Annotated in this window: 14 protein-coding genes; all 14 read left to right on the top strand. The window is 39.5% G+C overall.

What is annotated here, in order from left to right; all coding sequences use genetic code 11:
* The first annotated feature begins 232 nt into the window (after nt 1-232).
* The 14 genes from ACQKMF_RS26305 (at nt 233) to ACQKMF_RS26240 (ending at nt 17,958) form a co-directional block, all read left to right on the top strand.
* Complete coding sequence (locus ACQKMF_RS26305) at nt 233-1,489, top strand: benzoate/H(+) symporter BenE family transporter (RefSeq protein WP_427575604.1); 1,257 nt, start codon at nt 233-235, stop codon at nt 1,487-1,489.
* A gap of 514 nt (nt 1,490-2,003) precedes the next feature.
* The gene (locus tag ACQKMF_RS26300; RefSeq protein ID WP_144553671.1) at nt 2,004-2,591 is read left to right on the top strand and encodes a UbiX family flavin prenyltransferase; all 588 of its coding nucleotides are present in this window, start codon (nt 2,004-2,006) and stop codon (nt 2,589-2,591) included.
* An 81-nt stretch (nt 2,592-2,672) separates the two neighbouring features.
* The gene (locus tag ACQKMF_RS26295) at nt 2,673-4,007 is read left to right on the top strand and encodes an MFS transporter (protein WP_402937493.1); all 1,335 of its coding nucleotides are present in this window, start codon (nt 2,673-2,675) and stop codon (nt 4,005-4,007) included.
* Nucleotides 4,008-4,025: 18 nt separating this feature from the next.
* The gene (locus ACQKMF_RS26290; RefSeq protein ID WP_402937490.1) at nt 4,026-5,483 is read left to right on the top strand and encodes an aldehyde dehydrogenase family protein; all 1,458 of its coding nucleotides are present in this window, start codon (nt 4,026-4,028) and stop codon (nt 5,481-5,483) included.
* 17 nt (nt 5,484-5,500) lie between these two features.
* Nucleotides 5,501-6,652 (top strand): iron-containing alcohol dehydrogenase, encoded by a 1,152-nt coding sequence (locus ACQKMF_RS26285; RefSeq protein WP_101225184.1) that lies wholly within the window; start codon nt 5,501-5,503, stop codon nt 6,650-6,652.
* A 57-nt stretch (nt 6,653-6,709) separates the two neighbouring features.
* Nucleotides 6,710-7,558 (top strand): R2-like ligand-binding oxidase, encoded by an 849-nt coding sequence (locus ACQKMF_RS26280; protein ID WP_402937486.1) that lies wholly within the window; start codon nt 6,710-6,712, stop codon nt 7,556-7,558.
* A gap of 17 nt (nt 7,559-7,575) precedes the next feature.
* Entirely contained in the window at nt 7,576-8,973 is a 1,398-nt protein-coding gene (locus ACQKMF_RS26275; RefSeq protein WP_402937484.1) for a UbiD family decarboxylase, read from the top strand.
* 819 nt (nt 8,974-9,792) lie between these two features.
* On the top strand, nt 9,793-11,496 hold the full coding sequence (locus ACQKMF_RS26270; protein ID WP_427575600.1) for an AMP-binding protein: 1,704 nt from the start codon (nt 9,793-9,795) through the stop codon (nt 11,494-11,496).
* Nucleotides 11,497-11,652: 156 nt separating this feature from the next.
* Nucleotides 11,653-12,420, top strand: a complete 768-nt coding sequence (locus ACQKMF_RS26265) for a response regulator transcription factor (protein ID WP_095395893.1) — start codon at nt 11,653-11,655, stop codon at nt 12,418-12,420.
* A 33-nt stretch (nt 12,421-12,453) separates the two neighbouring features.
* Entirely contained in the window at nt 12,454-13,512 is a 1,059-nt protein-coding gene (locus ACQKMF_RS26260; protein WP_402937478.1) for an XdhC family protein, read from the top strand.
* Nucleotides 13,499-14,140, top strand: a complete 642-nt coding sequence (locus ACQKMF_RS26255) for a nucleotidyltransferase family protein (RefSeq protein WP_260357853.1) — start codon at nt 13,499-13,501, stop codon at nt 14,138-14,140. Before ACQKMF_RS26260 ends, ACQKMF_RS26255 begins: the two co-directional genes overlap by 14 nt.
* On the top strand, nt 14,121-16,541 hold the full coding sequence (locus ACQKMF_RS26250) for a xanthine dehydrogenase family protein molybdopterin-binding subunit (protein ID WP_402937474.1): 2,421 nt from the start codon (nt 14,121-14,123) through the stop codon (nt 16,539-16,541). Before ACQKMF_RS26255 ends, ACQKMF_RS26250 begins: the two co-directional genes overlap by 20 nt.
* 51 nt (nt 16,542-16,592) lie before the next feature.
* Nucleotides 16,593-17,468: an FAD binding domain-containing protein gene (locus tag ACQKMF_RS26245; protein ID WP_101225177.1), complete on the top strand. Its 876-nt coding sequence runs from the start codon at nt 16,593-16,595 to the stop codon at nt 17,466-17,468.
* 4 nt (nt 17,469-17,472) lie between these two features.
* Nucleotides 17,473-17,958 (top strand): (2Fe-2S)-binding protein, encoded by a 486-nt coding sequence (locus ACQKMF_RS26240; RefSeq protein ID WP_101225176.1) that lies wholly within the window; start codon nt 17,473-17,475, stop codon nt 17,956-17,958.
* Nucleotides 17,959-18,140: the final 182 nt, after the last annotated feature.

Here is an 18,140-nt window from a genome sequence, read left to right as displayed (position 1 = left end):
GTCGGATTGAAAATGGAAGGGAAAGCCTACGGCCTCCTTCGCACAACAGAAGACTTTAAAGAAGGCGTAGATGCGTTCGTAGAAAAGAGAAAACCAGTTTTTACAGGGAAGTAATAAAATGAGAGTCACCGGCAGCCTCTGCCGGTGATTCTCATTTTAGATCAAGAAAAGTCGCTTTAAATCAAGTTTGATTCAGGGAAGTTAATAGAACGATATGGGAAGGATTGAAGGTATGCAGCTAAAAAAGGGTTCTGAAAACAAGAAAGGTTTATTAAGTCATTTAAATGTAAGAACGGTTAGTGCAGGAGCGCTGGCAGCAATTTTTGGCTGTACTGGTCCGTCGCTAATTATAATAAACGGAGCATCAAATGGCGAATTAACTCAAACACAAATGATTTCTTGGTTATTTGCCATATATTTTTTTGGTGGGATATTAGGAATATTCATCTCCGTAAGAAATAAGCAGCCGATTGCTGGCGCTTATTCAATTCCAGGTGCAGTACTTGTTGTAGGTTCACTGTCAAACTATTCTTTAAATGAAGCTGCTGGTGCTTATTTGGCAGCAGGTCTCATTGTCTTTATGTTAGGGATAGCAGGGGTTATTGGTAAAGTAATGGACTGGATTCCGGTTCCAATTGTTATGTCGATGGTCGTTGGAACAATGATTAGTTTTGGGACTGAGATGATTGCATCCCTCGAAAAAGCACCAATAATTGCAGGTTCATCCATCCTCGTGTATCTTCTCTCATTCCGTTATATAAAAAAATTTCCACCTATTTTAATATCATTTGCTGTTGCTATCATTTTATCGGTTTGGATGGGAGAATTCCAAGTGAAAGATGTGAGTTCCGTTTTTGTCGTTCCTCAACTAGTGACTCCATCATTCAATATTGACGCGATTATTTCAATGGGCATCCCACTTGCACTTTTAGTAATTGGTGCTGAAAACGCCCAGGCTACAGGTGTGTTAAACACCCAAGGATATAAACCACCGGTTAATGAGATGACGATTTTAAGCGGAATTGGCGGGGTTATTACGTCTTTTTTTGGAGGTCATAATGCGAATATTGCGGGGTCAATGACAGCAATCTGCGCATCAAAAGAAGCTGGTCGAATGGAAGGAAGATATGCAGCAGTGGTTGTATGTGGTGTGTTATTTTCTATCTTTGGATTGTTTGCAGGTATAGTCATGCCTTTTGTAGCTGCAATGCCGAAAGTATTAATCAGCACTGTTGCAGGACTGGCAATGATGGGAGTGCTTTTAAGTTCATTACAGGAAGCGTTTTCTAAACCCCAATTCCAATTTGGTTCATTTTTTGCCCTTATCATTGCAATGTCAGGAGTCCATTTTTATGATATAAGCTCTCCATTCTGGGCGATACTGGGTGGTGTTGCTGTTTCTCTAATTATTGAAAAGCCTGATTTTAAAACCATCATTGTTCAACAAAGTAAAAAAAGTACAGATTCTAACGTTTCTCAAGGAGTTTGAAATAAATAATAAACATTAATCTCTAATAAAAGCCCTCTCGATTAAGAGAAGGGCGTTTTACATTAAACAATCACAGTTGGATATCCTTTTTACTTCAATTTTGAAAGGTACCGCCTCGGAATCAGTACTATATATTACGCAGTTCACAAGGTGTAAAAGGTAAAATTATTGCCCATCTGAACGGGGTCTACGTTTCAGAATGGAGCAAACGTTTTTTTGTTTATTTGAAATTTGCCATCCAGTAAGGTTCGAGCCTTACCCTAGTCTTCAAGAAATGCGGAACTGCAGGGGTTCCAGTTGTAACGTCATTCGTTCCAGTTGGATGGTTAATGGGTAGGAAAGAGTGAATTTTAAACAGTTTATTAATGGCATGAAACTTGCAAATATAAAAGGTGAATATTGAAAGTTGAAAGGGGGGGAACTTTGAAAAGCGTGCAGTTAACAAAAGTGGATTGATTACCCGCTTCAAAGTGCATGATCCAAAAAATCGTTTTCAAATGTAGGAGGAAACAGAGTGAAAAAAATTGTTATAGGTATATCAGGGGCAAGTGGATCCATTTACGGTATTAGATGTCTTGAGACATTAAACAAACTTCAAATTGAAAGTCATGTAATTATTAGTTCCTCTGCTGAAAAAACCATCGAATATGAAACAGAATACTCGGTGGAACAAGTAAAATCACTGTGCAGTTTTGTATATGACTCAAATGATATAGGTGCAAGCATCTCAAGTGGTTCCTTTCATGTTGACGGGATGATCATTGCTCCGTGTTCTATTAAAACTCTATCATCTATCGCAAACAGTTTTAATGATAATTTAATCACTAGAGCTGCTGATGTAACTTTGAAGGAACAAAGGAAGTTGGTTCTAATGGTCCGTGAAACACCATTGCATTTAGGGCATTTGCGGCTAATGCAATCAGCTGCAGAGAATGGTGCGGTAATCCTCCCTCCTGTTCCTAGTTTTTATCATAAGCCAACATCATTAGATGATATTGTTAATCAAAGTGTCGGAAAGGCGTTAGATCAGTTTGGTATTGATGCTCGACTGTTTGACAGGTGGTCGGGACTCAAGAAAGATGAAATAATAACCAATCTATAATCATTATCTTTTTAGGTATTAAAAACTATTTTCCGGTTTAACATGACTCAGAACATGATATGAAAAAATGGAGGTCCTCTAATGTCTAATGTAGTCGCTCATTCTGAACAAGAAAATGTAATCGTTAACAGACGTCAGGTTGTCTCTGCAATGACAGCATCACTATTAGGGTGGTCTTTTGATCTTTATGATCTTTTTCTTCTACTTTTTGTGGCTCCCACAATTAGTGTACTATTTTTCCCTACAACCAGCCCTACGCTTTCTTTAGCTGCTGTTTATGCTTCTTTTGGGGTAACGCTTTTGATGCGGCCTCTTGGGTCGGCAATATTTGGATCTTATGCAGATAAAAACGGGCGAAAGAAAGCAATGATTGTTTCTGTGGTAGGGGTTGGTGTTAGTACAGCTGCCTTTGGTCTTTTGCCTACTGTCCCGCAAATTGGTGTGACGGCTGCAATCCTTTTTTTAATTCTACGATTAGTTCAAGGGGTCTTTGTCGGCGGTGTCGTGGCATCTACACATACAATTGGAACAGAATCTGCGTCGCCTAAATGGCGCGGATTGATGTCTGGTCTTATAGGTGGGGGAGGAGCCGGGTTAGGAGCATTATTCGCTTCACTAACGTTTACCATCGTTTCTGCTTTTTTTCCTGGTGAAGCGTTTAATGAGTGGGGTTGGCGAGTCATGTTCTTTACAGGGATTTTAGGTGCAGTAGCTGGTCTACTTGTATTTAGAACACTTAACGAGTCTCCGCTTTGGGCACAATTACGTAAAGAAAATGAAGAAAAAGGGCAAGAGGATGTAATACCGCAGTCTCCTATTAAGACCCTATTTACAAAATATTTCCGAGTTATAGCTGTGAATCTAATGATTGTTATTGGTGGCGGTTCAGGTTATTACCTTACAGCTGGTTTTATTCCCACATTTCTAAAAGTAGTTAACAATGTATCTTCAGAAGTTTTATCAGGTGTTCTCATTGTCTCAAGTATTGTCACGATAATTTCGGCTTTACTGTTCGGACAACTTAGTGAAATTATTGGAAGAAAAAGGACCTTTTTAGTTATTGGATGTTTAAATATCGTCGGACTTCCATATTTTTATCTAGCATTAGCCGATTCTGTTACAACGACTTCGATTTATTTGAATACGATGGGTCTGGTGTTTTTAGGAAATGCTGCTTATGCACCTGTGTTAATTTTTCTTAATGAACGCTTTCCTACATCAATACGGTCTACGGGTACAGGACTGTCATGGAATATGGGATTTGCAATTGGCGGTATGATGCCAACTTTCGTAACATTAGCAAGCGGTTCGATTGAAAATATCCCGTACACACTTATGTATTTTGTGATTGTGATTTTTCTTGTCTACATTATTGGAAGCCTCATCGTTCCAGAAACAAAAGGCAATCTCAAATAGAAACTAGGAGGGTAAATAGTGATTACAAAATTAGAGATTACTAGAAATTATATTAATGGCGATTGGCAAGAAGCCAAAACTGGGGAAACGATGACATCCGTAAATCCTGCTACAGGTGAGATCGTTGGAGAGTCACAGAAATCGGGATTAGAAGATATTAAATTGGCAATTAAATTGGCGAAGGCAGCATTTCATACATCCGACTGGCGTTCAAATTCTTCGCGACGTTCTGATGCTTTAATGCAATGGGCTTATAAATTGAAGGAAAATAGAGAAGAAATTGCTAGAATTTTAACCATAGAGAACGGAAAGCCGATAAAGGAGTCTCGTATAGAATTGGACGCCTGTATTGATACGTTAAAATATTTTGCAGGTATGGCTCGAAGTATATTCGGTAGGTCGATAAATCTTTCCCCCACGTCATATGGCATCATTGACAAAGAGCCGATTGGAGTAGTGGGGATTATTTCACCTTGGAACTGGCCGGCTATGCTAATGATTCGAGAGGTTGCTCCAGCCCTTGCTGCAGGAAACGCAGTGGTTTTAAAACCGGCAAGTCGGACCCCACTTATCAGCACTGCCATTGTCAAATTAATTGAGGATAATAGCGACTTTCCACCAGGAATTGTGAATATCGTGTCTGGTCCGGGAAAGGTTATTGGAGATGAAATGACTACAAATCCCGATGTTAATGCCATCAGCTTTACAGGTGACACGACTACTGGCAAAAACTTAATGAAAAAAGCAGCAGAAAAGGTGAAGAAACTTGCTCTTGAACTGGGGGGGAAATCTCCTAATATAATATTTCCTGATGCAAACCTAAACAAAGCAATTCAAGCCGTTGCAAAATCAGCCTTTATTACTGCCGGCCAAATGTGTTTTGCTGGATCAAGAGTGATTGTTCATGAGTCGATTCATGAAGAAGTGGTGGAAGGATTGCGTAAACAGGCTGAAAAATTGAAAGTTGGTAACGGGTTAAATGAAACAACCGATATGGGACCTGTCATCTCGGAAGAACAGCTTAATAAAATTTTGGAATATTGCGAGATTGGAAGACAAGATGCAAAACTTATTACGGGTGGTAATAGGTTGACCGGTGGAGATTACGATAAAGGATATTATATTGAGCCAACCATTTTTGATCAGGTGCCAATTGAATCAAGAATAGCACAAGAAGAGATTTTTGGGCCCGTGCTGGCCATACAAGTTTTTAGGGACGAGAAAGAAGCGATCTCACTTGCTAATGGAACAATTTTCGGTTTAGCTGCTGGCGTTTGGACAAAGGATGTCAACAGAGCTGTGAGAATTGCGAAAAAGGTGGAGGCCGGAACGGTTTGGATTAATACCTATAACAAAAATTACCCACAGGCAGAATTTGGGGGTTATAAAGAGAGCGGAATTGGGCGTACAAGGGGAATTGAAGGATTAATGGAATATACCGAAACAAAACATATTAATATCGAAATAGAAGAATAGGGGGGAATCTATCTATTATGTATCGATCATTTGAGTTTCATCTTCCCACAAAGATTTATTTTGGATATAACAAAATAAACGAACTTAACAATATACCTTTTAAAGTAAAACGTGCCTTTATCGTTACTGATAACGGTGTCTTAAAATCAGGGTTAATCGAAAATGTAACCAAAATCTTAGAGGACAATCACATTTCTTATGTGATTTATGATGATGTGGAACCGGATCCGAGCGTTGAAACCGTTGACAAAGCAGCTCACGGGTTTCAACAGGAAGAATGCGATGCTTTAATCGCCATTGGCGGGGGCAGTCCGATCGATACAGCCAAAGGTGTTCGTGTAATAGCTGGAAATGGAGGGAGTATTCGTGATTATACTGGAGTAAATCTTATCAAGCAATCATCCAATATTCCTCTCATTGCAATCCCTACGACATCCGGCACCGGAAGTGAAGTGACCATGTTTGCTGTTTTTTCGGATTGGGAGGAGAATCGAAAAGTTACGGTAACGAGCCCATTCATCGCACCGGATATAAGTATAGTGGACCCTAAAATGACGATGACTGCACCAACGAAAATTACAGCAGCCTCAGGATTTGATGCCTTTGCACATGGGGCAGAGTCATTTGTGTCACGGATATCCCAGCCTGCCAGTGACGCACTTGCATTATCAGCCATGCGAACTGTTAGCAAATACCTTCGTCGGGCCGTATTTAATGGAAATGATGTAGAGGCAAGGATCAAAATGGCAGAAGCTAGTCTCTTGGCCGGTATGGCATTCAATCAATCATTTCTCGGATTGACACATGCCATTGGTAGTGCGTTAAGCGGATATGCCTATGTTAGTCACGGAGTGGCAATAGGTCTGCTTTTACCGGAGGTTATCCGCCGTAATTCGATATCCCTGGTCGATAAGCATGTTGAAATGGCGAGCGTTTTTCGAGTAACTGATCCATCGTTACCTGGTTGGAAGATTACAGATCAATTAATAGAAGATGTGACTAAATTACGAAACGATATCGGGCTTCCACAGAAATTGCAGCAGGTGGGGGTTAAAGAAGAGCACCTTAAGGGGATCGCACACGACTCCGTGAAAAGTGGAATGTGGAAATTTAATCCTTGGCTAGCAACAGAAGAAGAGATTTTGGATCTACTGAAAGAACTGTTTTAAAGTTGGATTTTTTTATTAAAGACTATTAATTCTATTATAAAATTGGAGGTAATTGTAATGACAGAAAATATCGATAAAACTGAAGAGCTAATCCCTAGTATTGATAAGACGACGGATGAAGTGGCGTGGGACTTATATCGAAAAGCGATTCGTTTTGGGACTTGGGATCCTGCTGCTATCGATCTTAGCCAGGATAAAAGGGATTTTGAAGCGCTTGATGAAGACCTTAAAGGATATCTTATTCATTTTTGTACAGGATTTCTCGATGCTGAAGAAAATGTTGCCTTAAAGTTTTGTCCCTGGATCATGTTAGGCTCCTCTACAGAACAACAGGCATTCCTTAGTACTCAATTGCTCGAGGAATTTAAACATACTGAGTTTTTTATGCGCTATTTTAAAGAAGTAATTGGTCGTGAGCGAATTCCTTCAGTGAAAAATATGGTTCAGCAGAAACTTGATAATCGTGTAAAAGTAATGCTGAATTCTCTTGAACAAGGAGAAGAGGAACGTGAGGCTGCACTTGTAGAAGGGTTAACCCATTACCAAGGAATAATAGAAGGTGTTCAAGCGATGACTGGATATGATGTGTTTCGAGGTGTATACGGAAGTAAGGGCCTATTGCCTGGTTTGAGTGAAGGATTTGCCCGAATCAAGGAAGACGAAGGACGGCATGTAGGCTTTGGACTTCGTATGCTAAAGCTGTTTGCCCGTAAACCAGAACATGCCAAGAGAATTCGTGCGTTATACGAAGAATACCTTCCTCTTATCTTGGTTCGATATGATCAACCTGTCATTGTAGATGGTAGGGAATACCCAACTCCACCTGAAGTTCGAGGCCGTGAAAGAGTGTCTAAAATGTTAGAACGCAGACTAAAGGATATATTAGGAACTTCAGTTGCTATATAAGGAGGAGATCTTTTTTTATGAAAGCTAAGACATTTCGCACCTGGATTGAGCATCTGCAAGCAACTCATCGGTTGGCGGTAATTGACCGAAAAGTTAGCTTACAGTATGAAATCGCAAAAATAGCTAAGAAATTAGATGGCAAAAAAGCAACATACTTTACTAGTGTAGAAGATTATCAGGTTCCGGTTGTATCAGGAATTTGTTCAACACGTGAAGATTTTGCAGAGGCGTTGGAAACAGACCAATATGGCGTTATTTCAAAATTTACCGAAGCAGTTGCATCTCCCGTTCCTTGTCGAGCACTAAACAAACAACAAGCGCCAATTAAAGAAAATATTATTCTGGATAATATCGATTTGATGAAGATGTTACCAATTCCGGTACACCATGAGAAAGATTCAGGTAATTACATCACCGCTGGATTGTTTATTGTTAGGGATCCAGTTACTCGGAAGCAGAACGTTTCAATTCATCGTCTCCAAATTTCTGGGAAAAATAAGATAGGAGCCTTAATTTTGCCTCGCCATACTTTTCATTTGTATAAGCAGGCTGAAGAGGCGGGGAGACCACTGGAGTGTGCGATAGTCATTGGGGTCGATCCGGTGACGTTACTGGCGTCACAAGCAAGTACTCCGTTCGGGGTAGATGAACTGGAAATCTCAAGCGCCCTTCGGGGGGAACCGTTGGAAGTCGTTCGTTGTGAGACGGTGGATATCGATGTACCGGCATACGCGGAAATAGTGTTAGAAGGAAAAATTCTTCCACATGTTCGAGAGCCTGAAGGCCCTTTTGGAGAATTCCCAAAATACTATGGACCACGCAGTGATAAAGAGGTGATTGAGATTACGGCTGTCACTCACCGTAACAACCCGATTTTTTATACCATTGTCCCTGCGGGTTACGAACATCTTTTGCTTGGTGGCATCCCTCGTGAGGCAAGTCTCTTCCAGAGCATTCGACAGACCGTTCCATCCGTAAAAGCGGTTCATATGAGCCCTGGTGGTACATGTCGGTATCATGCCATTGTTTCCATTAATAAAAGAAATGAGGGTGAAGCCAAAAATGCAATTTTAGCAGCACTTGCTAACAGTTTTGATATTAAGCATGTCGTCGTAACGGATGAAGAGGTTGATATTTTTAATATGGAAGAGGTGGAATGGGCAATCGCAACCCGCTTTCAAGCAGACAGGGACTTAGTGGTAGTTCATGAAGCACAAAGTTCGAAGCTTGACCCGTCAACACGCGATGGAGTGGGCTCGAAGGTGGGATTTGACTGTACAATCCCCTTAGACAGTGAAGAAATGCAATACTTGAGAGTTCAAATTCCCGGCTACAATGAATGTAATCTAGATGATTACATAAATCCTGATAAATTGATTCAATCAGTTCATCTTGAAGGAGATATAGACTTCTAAAAAATATGAAAAAATTGTGGCTGACTCAAAAGGCTTAGTGCTAGACCTTTTGGTGTCAGCCTTTTCAACATGGGTAATCAAAAAAACAACTCGCTCATTTCCTACAAGTTATCATTCATAATCTCCTCTATTCAAAGTGATTGTAAGCAAACCTGTACACAAAGTATGAGTCAAACTTTTGAATTCATGTTGAACAGTATGCCTTTGATTCACTGGGTAAAAAAGACCTGCAAAGTCTCTTGAAAAATAAATGGCTTCATGCTTTATTTTTTTCCTTTAAAACCACTATCAAAACAACTAAACTACCTTTTCCAGATGGGGTTATAAGGAATTGGAAGCCTAGGTTTTTTTATAAATGAACCTTGGCTTGTTTTTTGCAGTTATAATAGATTCAATATAGGTACATTGTTAGTACTAAGGAAAATATTGATATGAGGAAAGTGTAATATTGAATACAAAAAGTAAGTTATCGATTATTATGTCTATTAATAAATTTAAACATGCATTCTTCATTTTAAAATCATTTTTTGAAACATCACTCTTCTATCATATGTTATTTTAGTAAAGTAAAATAAAGCGTGGGGTATTCATGATGGAAGGTATAGGGAGTTTAAAATTGTCAGCAGAAATTGAACAGTCTAGGGAGTAGATTCAGAGGTGTTTAAAATATGCATCATGGGGTGCAAAAAAATAGAGCTTGTTAAAGTAAATAGAAAATATGTATTAAGCTGATATTTCTATAGTTGTGTAGCAGTGAAGGGTGACTGCTCGATTGTAAACCTATATCTTATCGAATAATCGTAATGGGTGTGGGGGGCCTTGGAATCAACTGACTCAAGGATAATACCCGCAACAGCCTCCATGCTAAAAAACCACAACTGGCCTTTCTTAGAATTAAAAAACGAATCAAAAAGTGATTTAGATAAGATAAGCATAACTCAAGGGGAAAAGGAGAGATGTAAAATGAATTTAGGTACATTATTCGATTTTGCAGTTGGGCGCTACCCAAACCATATCGCTTTAGTTCAAGACCAAAAACGCTATACTTATGTCCAATTACAACAGGAAATAGAAAAAATTGCAGCCTCTTTGCAGCGTCTAGGCATTCAGAAGCAGGATCGTGTTGTAGTCATCTTAAAGAACCGAGTTGAAAATGTAATCATTTATTGGGCATTACAAAAACTTGGTGCGATCTATACGCCGCTTAATGACCGATTATCCACTAAAGAGGTCGAGTATTGTGTAAACGATGCTGAAGCGAAAGCTGTCGTCTATGAATCAGCCAGTCAAAATGCCGTATTAGGATCGAACTTTTCTGAAAGGCCAATTTTGATAGGTGATGAGAATTATATTGGTGTAGATATTTCTTATCCTGAACTAGTAGACCGAAGCCCAGGTAGCTATCAAAAGCCTACTTTAGATGAAAATGATATTTCGATCATGTTATACACGTCAGGAACAACAGGACGTCCAAAGGGAGTACCACGTACCCATAGGAATGAATATGCCTCAGCGATGGCACATATCGTCCAAAACCAGTACCACTTGTGGGAAAGTACACTAGGAGTAATGCCGCTATATTATACAATGGGCGTTCGTTCACTGCTTACCATGGCGCTATTAAATGGAAAAATTGTTATTTTGCCAGACTTTGATTCTGGAGATGCTCTTGAGATTATTTACAGAGAAAGAATCTCTTCCCTTTATTTAATCCCTACGCTTTATCATGATATGCTAACACATCCAGACTTCTATAAATATGACCTATCCAAGCTTGAAAAAGTTGGATATGCAGGTGCTGCAATGACCACTTCATTAGTAAATCAATGTGTGAAGTTACTTAAACCAAAGGTATTTGTAAATCATTACGGCAGTACAGAAGTATATACGTTTTCTATTTGTCCTAATGTATCTGAAAAGCCAGGCAGTGTAGGTAAACCAGGTATTCACCAAAATCTTCGTGTTGTAAAGGCAGATCCCGACGGTCGTTCTACTCCCGAAGATATAGTTGGGAAAGAAGAAATTGGTGAAATAATTTCAAATTTAGATTCCGATGAAGCATTTAAGGGGTATTGGAATCGCCCGGATGCTACTGTTAAAGCGATGCGCAATGGTTGGTATTTTACAGGAGATATTGGTTTTCTTGATGAAGACGGCGATTTATTCGTTGTTGGTAGGCTTGACGATATGATTATCTCTGAGGGAGAAAATATTCATCCATTAGAAATTGAAGATTGTCTGTCACAACATCCAAACGTTTTGGAAGCTATCGTTATTGGAGAGCAGGATGATCGATTGGGACAAATTGTATCCGCCTATATTGTCTCTAAAAACGAAACGGTAACAGCACAAGAGTTAGATGAGTTTTGTAAAAGGTATCCTAACATGTCGAACTATAAAAGACCAAGAAAGTATACATTTGTTAAGGAAATGCCAAAAAGCCCCGTTGGGAAAATCCTACGCCGAAAATTACGTGAGGGTGATTTTGAGGCACTACAAAATCAAAGCGATTCTGTAGGCTGATATAAAATAAATCTCTCCGCTGAGAGTGTTGAAAAGATGTATTTTCTAACTCTAGTGAAAGTGGTTAAATTTTTATAACTCTCATCTTAAAAAATTAAAACTAATTATTTCTGAATATTTTTATAATAAATTTACATAGAAGTAAAGAGGTGTCCTATGGCAGAGCTGCTAATTGTTGATACAGACCAAAGCTGTATAAGCAATATTCGTCATATTGTTGAAAATAGCGACTATAACTTTCTTCGTATTTATGAAGCTAATAACGCACAACGGGCTATGATGATGCTTAAACAATCCCGTCCAAGTGCGCTTATAATGGATGTTTCACTTCCGAACATGGATGGCATAGATTTTGGGAAAAACGTACTACTTATCTATCCAGACTTACCCATCATTGCAATTACAGGGTTAAAAATGTTTGAAATCGTCCAATCAGCCATTAATGCGGGTTTTTCAGCTTATTTATTGAAACCGCTTACTAAAAACCAGCTATTAAACATATTCGATCGTGTTTTAAAACCAATAATTAAAATGGAAATAAGTCAGACGGTTAAAAATGAAGGTGAATTCGAATTAGATTTAAGAAAACCGATTCAAAGTGCCGTACAATACATTCAGTTACATTACAATGAATGTCTTACTCTTAAAAATATTGCTGATAGGGTTTATTTAAGCCCATCCTACTTTAGTAAATCCTTTAAGGAAGAAATAGGGATGACATTTGTAGAATACTTATCTTGGATTCGTGTTCAGAAGGCAAAAAATATGTTAAGAATGATTTCACTACCAATTGATGTTATTGCTAATAACACCGGTTTTGCAAATTCCAGTTACTTTGCAACAACATTCAAGAAAATAGAAGGAAAAACTCCAACTCAGTATCGAGAGCATTTTTTCTGGGAAAGAAAAAAAGATATCAATTGAAAAAAATATTTTTTCACTTTGGGAGGGGTGGTTATGATTACCATAATAAATGAGATGGACAGGTGTGTCAGAGAAAAGAAAAGAGGAATTCTGGCCACTGTCATACGTGTCGAAGGTTCAACCTACCAGAAAGAAGGGGCAAAATGTTTTTTTGCTGAAGATGGAGAGTTAATAGGCTTGTTAAGTGGAGGATGTGTGGAAGGTGATGTCCTTGAGCACGGAAAAGAAGTTTTACAGACAGGAAAACCCAAAATAATCCATTACGATTTCAGGGGCGAAGAAGACCAAATTTGGGGCTTGGGTGTAGGGTGTAATGGAGCCATTGAGATTTTTATAGAGCTATTTGATCCTGTTGGTCACCATGAAAGAAGCAAGTTAATGAGAGAGGCTTTTACAACAAGTCAGCCCATTATCATAGCAACCATAACTCGTGATGAAGAAGAATCTAAGATCGGTGAGAGATGGGTTCACTCCAATTTACAAATTGGGAAACCAGTGGATCTCAAGATGAAAGATAACAGTGAAGTCTTCTATGACCATATTACGCCGGTTCCTACCCTATACATATTTGGTGCAGGACCAGACGCTGGTCCATTGGTGAAGACGGTTAAAAATTTAGGCTGGACTGTAAATGTATTAGATCACCGACCGGGCTTTGTAAATAAAAGAAATTTTCCCTTAGCCGATGAATTAATATGCTATGAACGAGACCACCCCGCTTCCGTTCCATTAAGTGAACATAGTTATGCTATTGTGATGAGCCACAATTTTACTCAAGACCAATTGGTTCTAAAATCGTTGTTACATTCATCGGTACCCTATATCGGAGTGTTAGGACCAACAACCAGAACAAACCAGTTGCTCCAACCGATAATGGACGGTTTCACTATTGATGAAATACAGTTAAACCGTATTTATAGTCCTATAGGCCTTGATATTGGTGCAAAAACTCCTGAGGAAATTGCTATCAGTATTGCTGCAGAATTGGTTAATGTTCATCGTGGTGGTAATTCGATTCATTTAAAACAAACGAAGGGTAAGGAACTTTTGTACACCTCTAGAGATCATAGGAGAGTGATTGCTTATCAATGATAAGAATCATGAAGTCTGGGGGATCATTTTAGCTTCGGGCTTATCAACCAGAATGGGTACTCCAAAAATGCTTTTGCCCTATCAACAAAAAACACTAGTTCTTCATGTGATCGAAACGTGTTTACACTCAGTACTTGATGGGGTGGTTGTTGTGATAAATCCAAAAGTGAATGGGTTGGTAGAGGCGGTATCTGTTCCTGGTATAAAACATGTGGTAGAGAATCATGATTCACATTTAGGTATGTCTACTTCGATTAAAGTCGGACTGGAAGCTTTACCCCAACAAGTAGAGGCCATGGTTATTCTTTTAGGCGATCAGCCTGAAATGGATGAAGGCTCAATAAACAGAATTGTTGAAACCTACCAAGTAAAGAATAGGCCATCCATCGTTCAGTCGGTTTTTTTTAACAACGAGAAGGGGCATCCTGTTTTATTCAAACGAGATATGTTTCATCATCTTTTACAGGTAGAAGGAGATAGTGGTGGAAAGTCCGTCATTCAAAAGTTTAGCAGGGAAGTTGTATATGCACCAATGAATCAGCACATTATTCCGGATGTTGACACAATAGACGATTATCAAAGATTGATTAAAAAGAGGGGGGTTGTACATGACAAAGGTAATAGGTAAGTCTGCTACGAGGGTGGAGGACAAACGGCTACTAACCGGTCAAGGAACTTATATTGATGATCTTGGTAACACAACAAATACAGGCTATGCGGCAATTTTACGTAGTCCACATCCTCATGCTTATATAATTTCCATAGACGCAACCGAAGCGGTAAAAATGCAGGGAGTAAAGGGAGTAGTAACCGGTCAAGACATAAAAGACCATGTAAAACCATTTAGTGTTGGGGTTACGGCACCAGTTAAGTATTTTCCTCTTGCCATCGAAAAGGTGAGGTATGTTGGAGAACCTGTTGCCATTGTAGTTGCCAAGGATCGTTATACTGCCGAAGACGCAATGGAAAAGATTAAAGTTTCTTATAAACAGTTACCAGCCATTGTAGATATTGAGAAAACGGTACAAGAGGATGCACCGATCTTACATGAAAATGTTGGGTCGAATATCGCCAATCATCGTCAATTCCATTATGGAGATGTAGACAAAGCCTTTAAAGAAGCAGATCATATCGTCAAGCATAAATATAAGTTTCCGAAATATACGGCTACCCCTGTTGAAACATATGGTGTGGTTGCAAACTATGATTCTGCTCATAATCAGTATAATGTTCATGCTAATTTTCATGGACCCTTTATTATTCAGGCAATCATGGCTCAATCCTTACAAGTCCCCAGCAATAAATTAAGACTGATCATTCCAAAGGATATTGGGGGAAGTTATGGAATAAAGGCAGGGCTTTTCCCATATATCGTTCTTTGTTCCATCACAAGTAAACTTCTCGGCTGTCCAGTTAAATGGATAGAAGATCGACAGGAACATCTTTCATCAAGTGCGAGCGGAACAGATCGCGTGACCTACATTGAAGCCGCCGTCAAAAATGATGGCAAGGTCACCGGTTTAAGAATGAAATTGATGGATAATGTTGGTGCTTATATTCGCGCACCAGAACCAGCCTGCTTATACCGTAACCATGCCAACTCAACCGGGGCATACGATATACCAAATTTAAATATTGAAGCGTTTGCAGTCATGACAAACAAGTCACCTACCGGGTTAATCCGTGGTTACGGGGGACAGGAGCAGTACTTTGCCCTCGAAAGAATTATGCAGCTTATTGCAAAAGAACTTTCTTTGGACCACTCTGAAGTGATTAGAAAAAACCTGATTAAAAAACAACAATTTCCATTCACAACAGCATCAGGTGGAATTTACGACAGTGGGGATTATGAGAATTCATTTGAACTCGCCCTTTTAACGGGGAAATATGAGAACTTTAGAAAAAAACAAGCAGAAGCGCGTAAAAGCGGAAAAATTTTAGGCGTCGGCCTTGCATGTATCGTCGAACCATCCGGATCAAATATGGGATATATCACGGTTGCCTTAACACCAGAAGAAAGAGCGAAATCCTTACCGAAGTCAGGTGCATCAGAAGCGGCTACTGTTTCAATGGATCCCTTAGGAAGTGTAAACGTGAGAATTAGCACTGCACCAACAGGTCAAGGACACGAAACCGTGGCAGCCCAAATTGTATCTGAAGTTTTAGGGATACCAAGGGAACAAATAAATATAATCGCTGAACTTGATACAGCGACTAGTCCTTGGTCCATCGCTTCAGGAAGCTATTCAAGTCGGTTTGCCTCGTTAGGTTCAAGCGCTATTTATTATGCAGCCCAAAAGGTAAGGAAAAAACTTTTTAACATTACTGCCTCTCAACTTGGTGTAGAGGTCACTGAACTCGAGCTGGGAGAGGGTTTCATTTACGTAAGGGATAATCCTGCTAAAAAGTTTCCTATCAAGCGCCTTGCAGGTCTAGCACATTGGAATCCGCTTGCATTACCTGAAGGAATGGAACCAGGAATCTATGAAACTCATTATTATACACCACAGGCTGCAGAACCACCGGATGATAACGACCTGATCAATTCCTCTGTCACATACGGATTTGTTGCGGATATGGTGACCGTGGAAATTGATCCGGATACAGCAGAAGTGAAAATAATAGATTATTTCACCGTTCATGATGCTGGAAAGCTTTTAAATCCGTTGATTGCTGATGGACAAATCATGGGTGGTCTGGCTCATGGTGTTGGTGGCGCTTTATACGAGGAATTAGCTTATGACAAGAATGGACAGTTCTTAACGGGGTCATTTATGGATTATTTATGCCCAACTGCTCCAGAAATCCCTAATGTAACGATTAAACATACGGAGTCTCCGTCCCCTCTTACTCCTTTAGGAGCCAAAGGCCTGGGTGAAGGGAATACCATGAGTGCACCGGTGGCGATTGCCAATGCCGTAAGTGATGCCTTAGCCCATTTAGATATTATGATCGATGAGCTACCATTAAGTCCTAATCGCATTTGGAAGTTACTCAGTGAGGCAAAGGAAAAAGTGACAGCTCCTTAAACAAATATTCTGAATCTCATAAAAATAGGATTACCGAAGGGGAGGGGAATTATGAAACCACCAAAGTTTGATTACTATAAACCTACCACACTAAATGAAGCATTGAATCTTTTAGAAGAAGCCGGTGAAGATGGAAAGATCATTGCCGGTGGGCAAAGCTTAGTTCCCATTATGAATATGCGACTTGCCTCACCCAAGTGCTTAATTGATATTAATGGCTTAACAGAACTAGATTATATTAAAAATGATGAAAATCAAAATCTACTTCAAATAGGCACTTTAACAAGACAAAGTAAAGTAGAAGAATCTGAAATGGTAGCCAATACTTGCGGTCTATTAACCGACGCAATTACCCAAATTGGACATGTGCAAACAAGGAATAGGGGAACTATAGGCGGAAGCATTGTTCATGCCGATCCAAGTGCCGAGCTCCCGCTTGCCTTGCTAACACTGAACGGTTCAGTGCAAATTGCATCAAAGGATGAGGTTCGAAACGTTAGTGCAGAAGATTTCTTTGTTACTTATTTGACGACAGATATTATGCCTACAGAAATCTTAACGGAGATTAATATTCCAATCATTGGAGGTAGACGAGGATATTCGTTTCAGGAAATTGCCAGGAGGCATGGGGACTTCGCGTTAGTTGCTGCTTCTTGCTATATGACAGTTGATGATCATGACAAGATTTCATCCATAAGATTAGCCCTTGGCGGAGTTGAGGCCATTCCTTTGTTAATAGAGGATGCAGAAGACTTCATGATAGGGGAAACACTGTCCGATTCTTTGCTAGGAAAAATAGTTGAAAGTGTAGAATTAGCAGTTGAGCCCGAATCAGATCTTCATGCTTCAGCAGAGTATCGAACACATCTTGCTAAAGTTTTAACGAAGCGTACGTTAACACAAGCCTTTGAAAGGGCAAGGAGGTAGAGAAATGGGACGTCATCAAGTGGAAGTAACTATTAATGGCAAAGTCTATCAAGAAGAAGTGGAATCACGAATGCTATTAAGTGATTTTATCCGAGATGTATGCGGACTGACTGGAACACATGTTGGATGTGAACACGGTGTTTGTGGTGCTTGTACCGTACACGTAAATGGCACAGCTGTGAGAAGTTGTCTCATGTTTGCTGTACAAATAGATGGAGACGAAATTAAAACCGTTGAAGGGTTAGCAAATAATGGTGAGTTGACAGATCTACAGAAAAACTTTGTCGAATGCCACGGTCTTCAATGTGGATTTTGTACACCTGGTATCTTAATGTCTACAACAGATTATCTTGAAAAAAAGCCAGATCCCTCTACCAAGGAAATCAAAGAAATGCTTTCTGGCCACTTATGCCGCTGCACGGGATATGACGGTATCATTAATGCCATCGAGAAAACGATTGTAAATAAAAAAACAGCGATCTCATCTTAAATAGAAAAGGGGAAATAACATATGACTATAACAGAACAAACGTATGACCATATTCGGGTAGAGAAAAATGCAGAAAAACAAACGGCCACAATCGTGTTTGATCGTCCAGAGAAAATGAATTATATCAGTATGCTCGGCAGAGAACAGCTGACAGAGATTTTTGATGGTTTGAATCAAGATGA

Origin of the sequence: Peribacillus sp. NPDC101480 (assembly GCF_050277335.1) — a bacterium.
In the GTDB taxonomy this organism is placed as follows: Bacteria; Bacillota; Bacilli; order Bacillales; family DSM-1321; genus Peribacillus.
This window is presented reverse-complemented; position numbering and strand designations above follow the sequence as displayed.

Coding starts and splice junctions, on each gene's coding strand:
- ACQKMF_RS26305 (WP_427575604.1), top strand. CDS start 233: ATGCAGCTAAAAAAGGGTTCTGAAAACAAGAAAGGTTTATTAAGTCAT.
- ACQKMF_RS26295 (WP_402937493.1), top strand. CDS start 2,673: ATGTCTAATGTAGTCGCTCATTCTGAACAAGAAAATGTAATCGTTAAC.
- ACQKMF_RS26285 (WP_101225184.1), top strand. CDS start 5,501: ATGTATCGATCATTTGAGTTTCATCTTCCCACAAAGATTTATTTTGGA.
- ACQKMF_RS26280 (WP_402937486.1), top strand. CDS start 6,710: ATGACAGAAAATATCGATAAAACTGAAGAGCTAATCCCTAGTATTGAT.
- ACQKMF_RS26275 (WP_402937484.1), top strand. CDS start 7,576: ATGAAAGCTAAGACATTTCGCACCTGGATTGAGCATCTGCAAGCAACT.
- ACQKMF_RS26265 (WP_095395893.1), top strand. CDS start 11,653: ATGGCAGAGCTGCTAATTGTTGATACAGACCAAAGCTGTATAAGCAAT.
- ACQKMF_RS26260 (WP_402937478.1), top strand. CDS start 12,454: ATGATTACCATAATAAATGAGATGGACAGGTGTGTCAGAGAAAAGAAA.
- ACQKMF_RS26250 (WP_402937474.1), top strand. CDS start 14,121: ATGACAAAGGTAATAGGTAAGTCTGCTACGAGGGTGGAGGACAAACGG.
- ACQKMF_RS26245 (WP_101225177.1), top strand. CDS start 16,593: ATGAAACCACCAAAGTTTGATTACTATAAACCTACCACACTAAATGAA.
- ACQKMF_RS26240 (WP_101225176.1), top strand. CDS start 17,473: ATGGGACGTCATCAAGTGGAAGTAACTATTAATGGCAAAGTCTATCAA.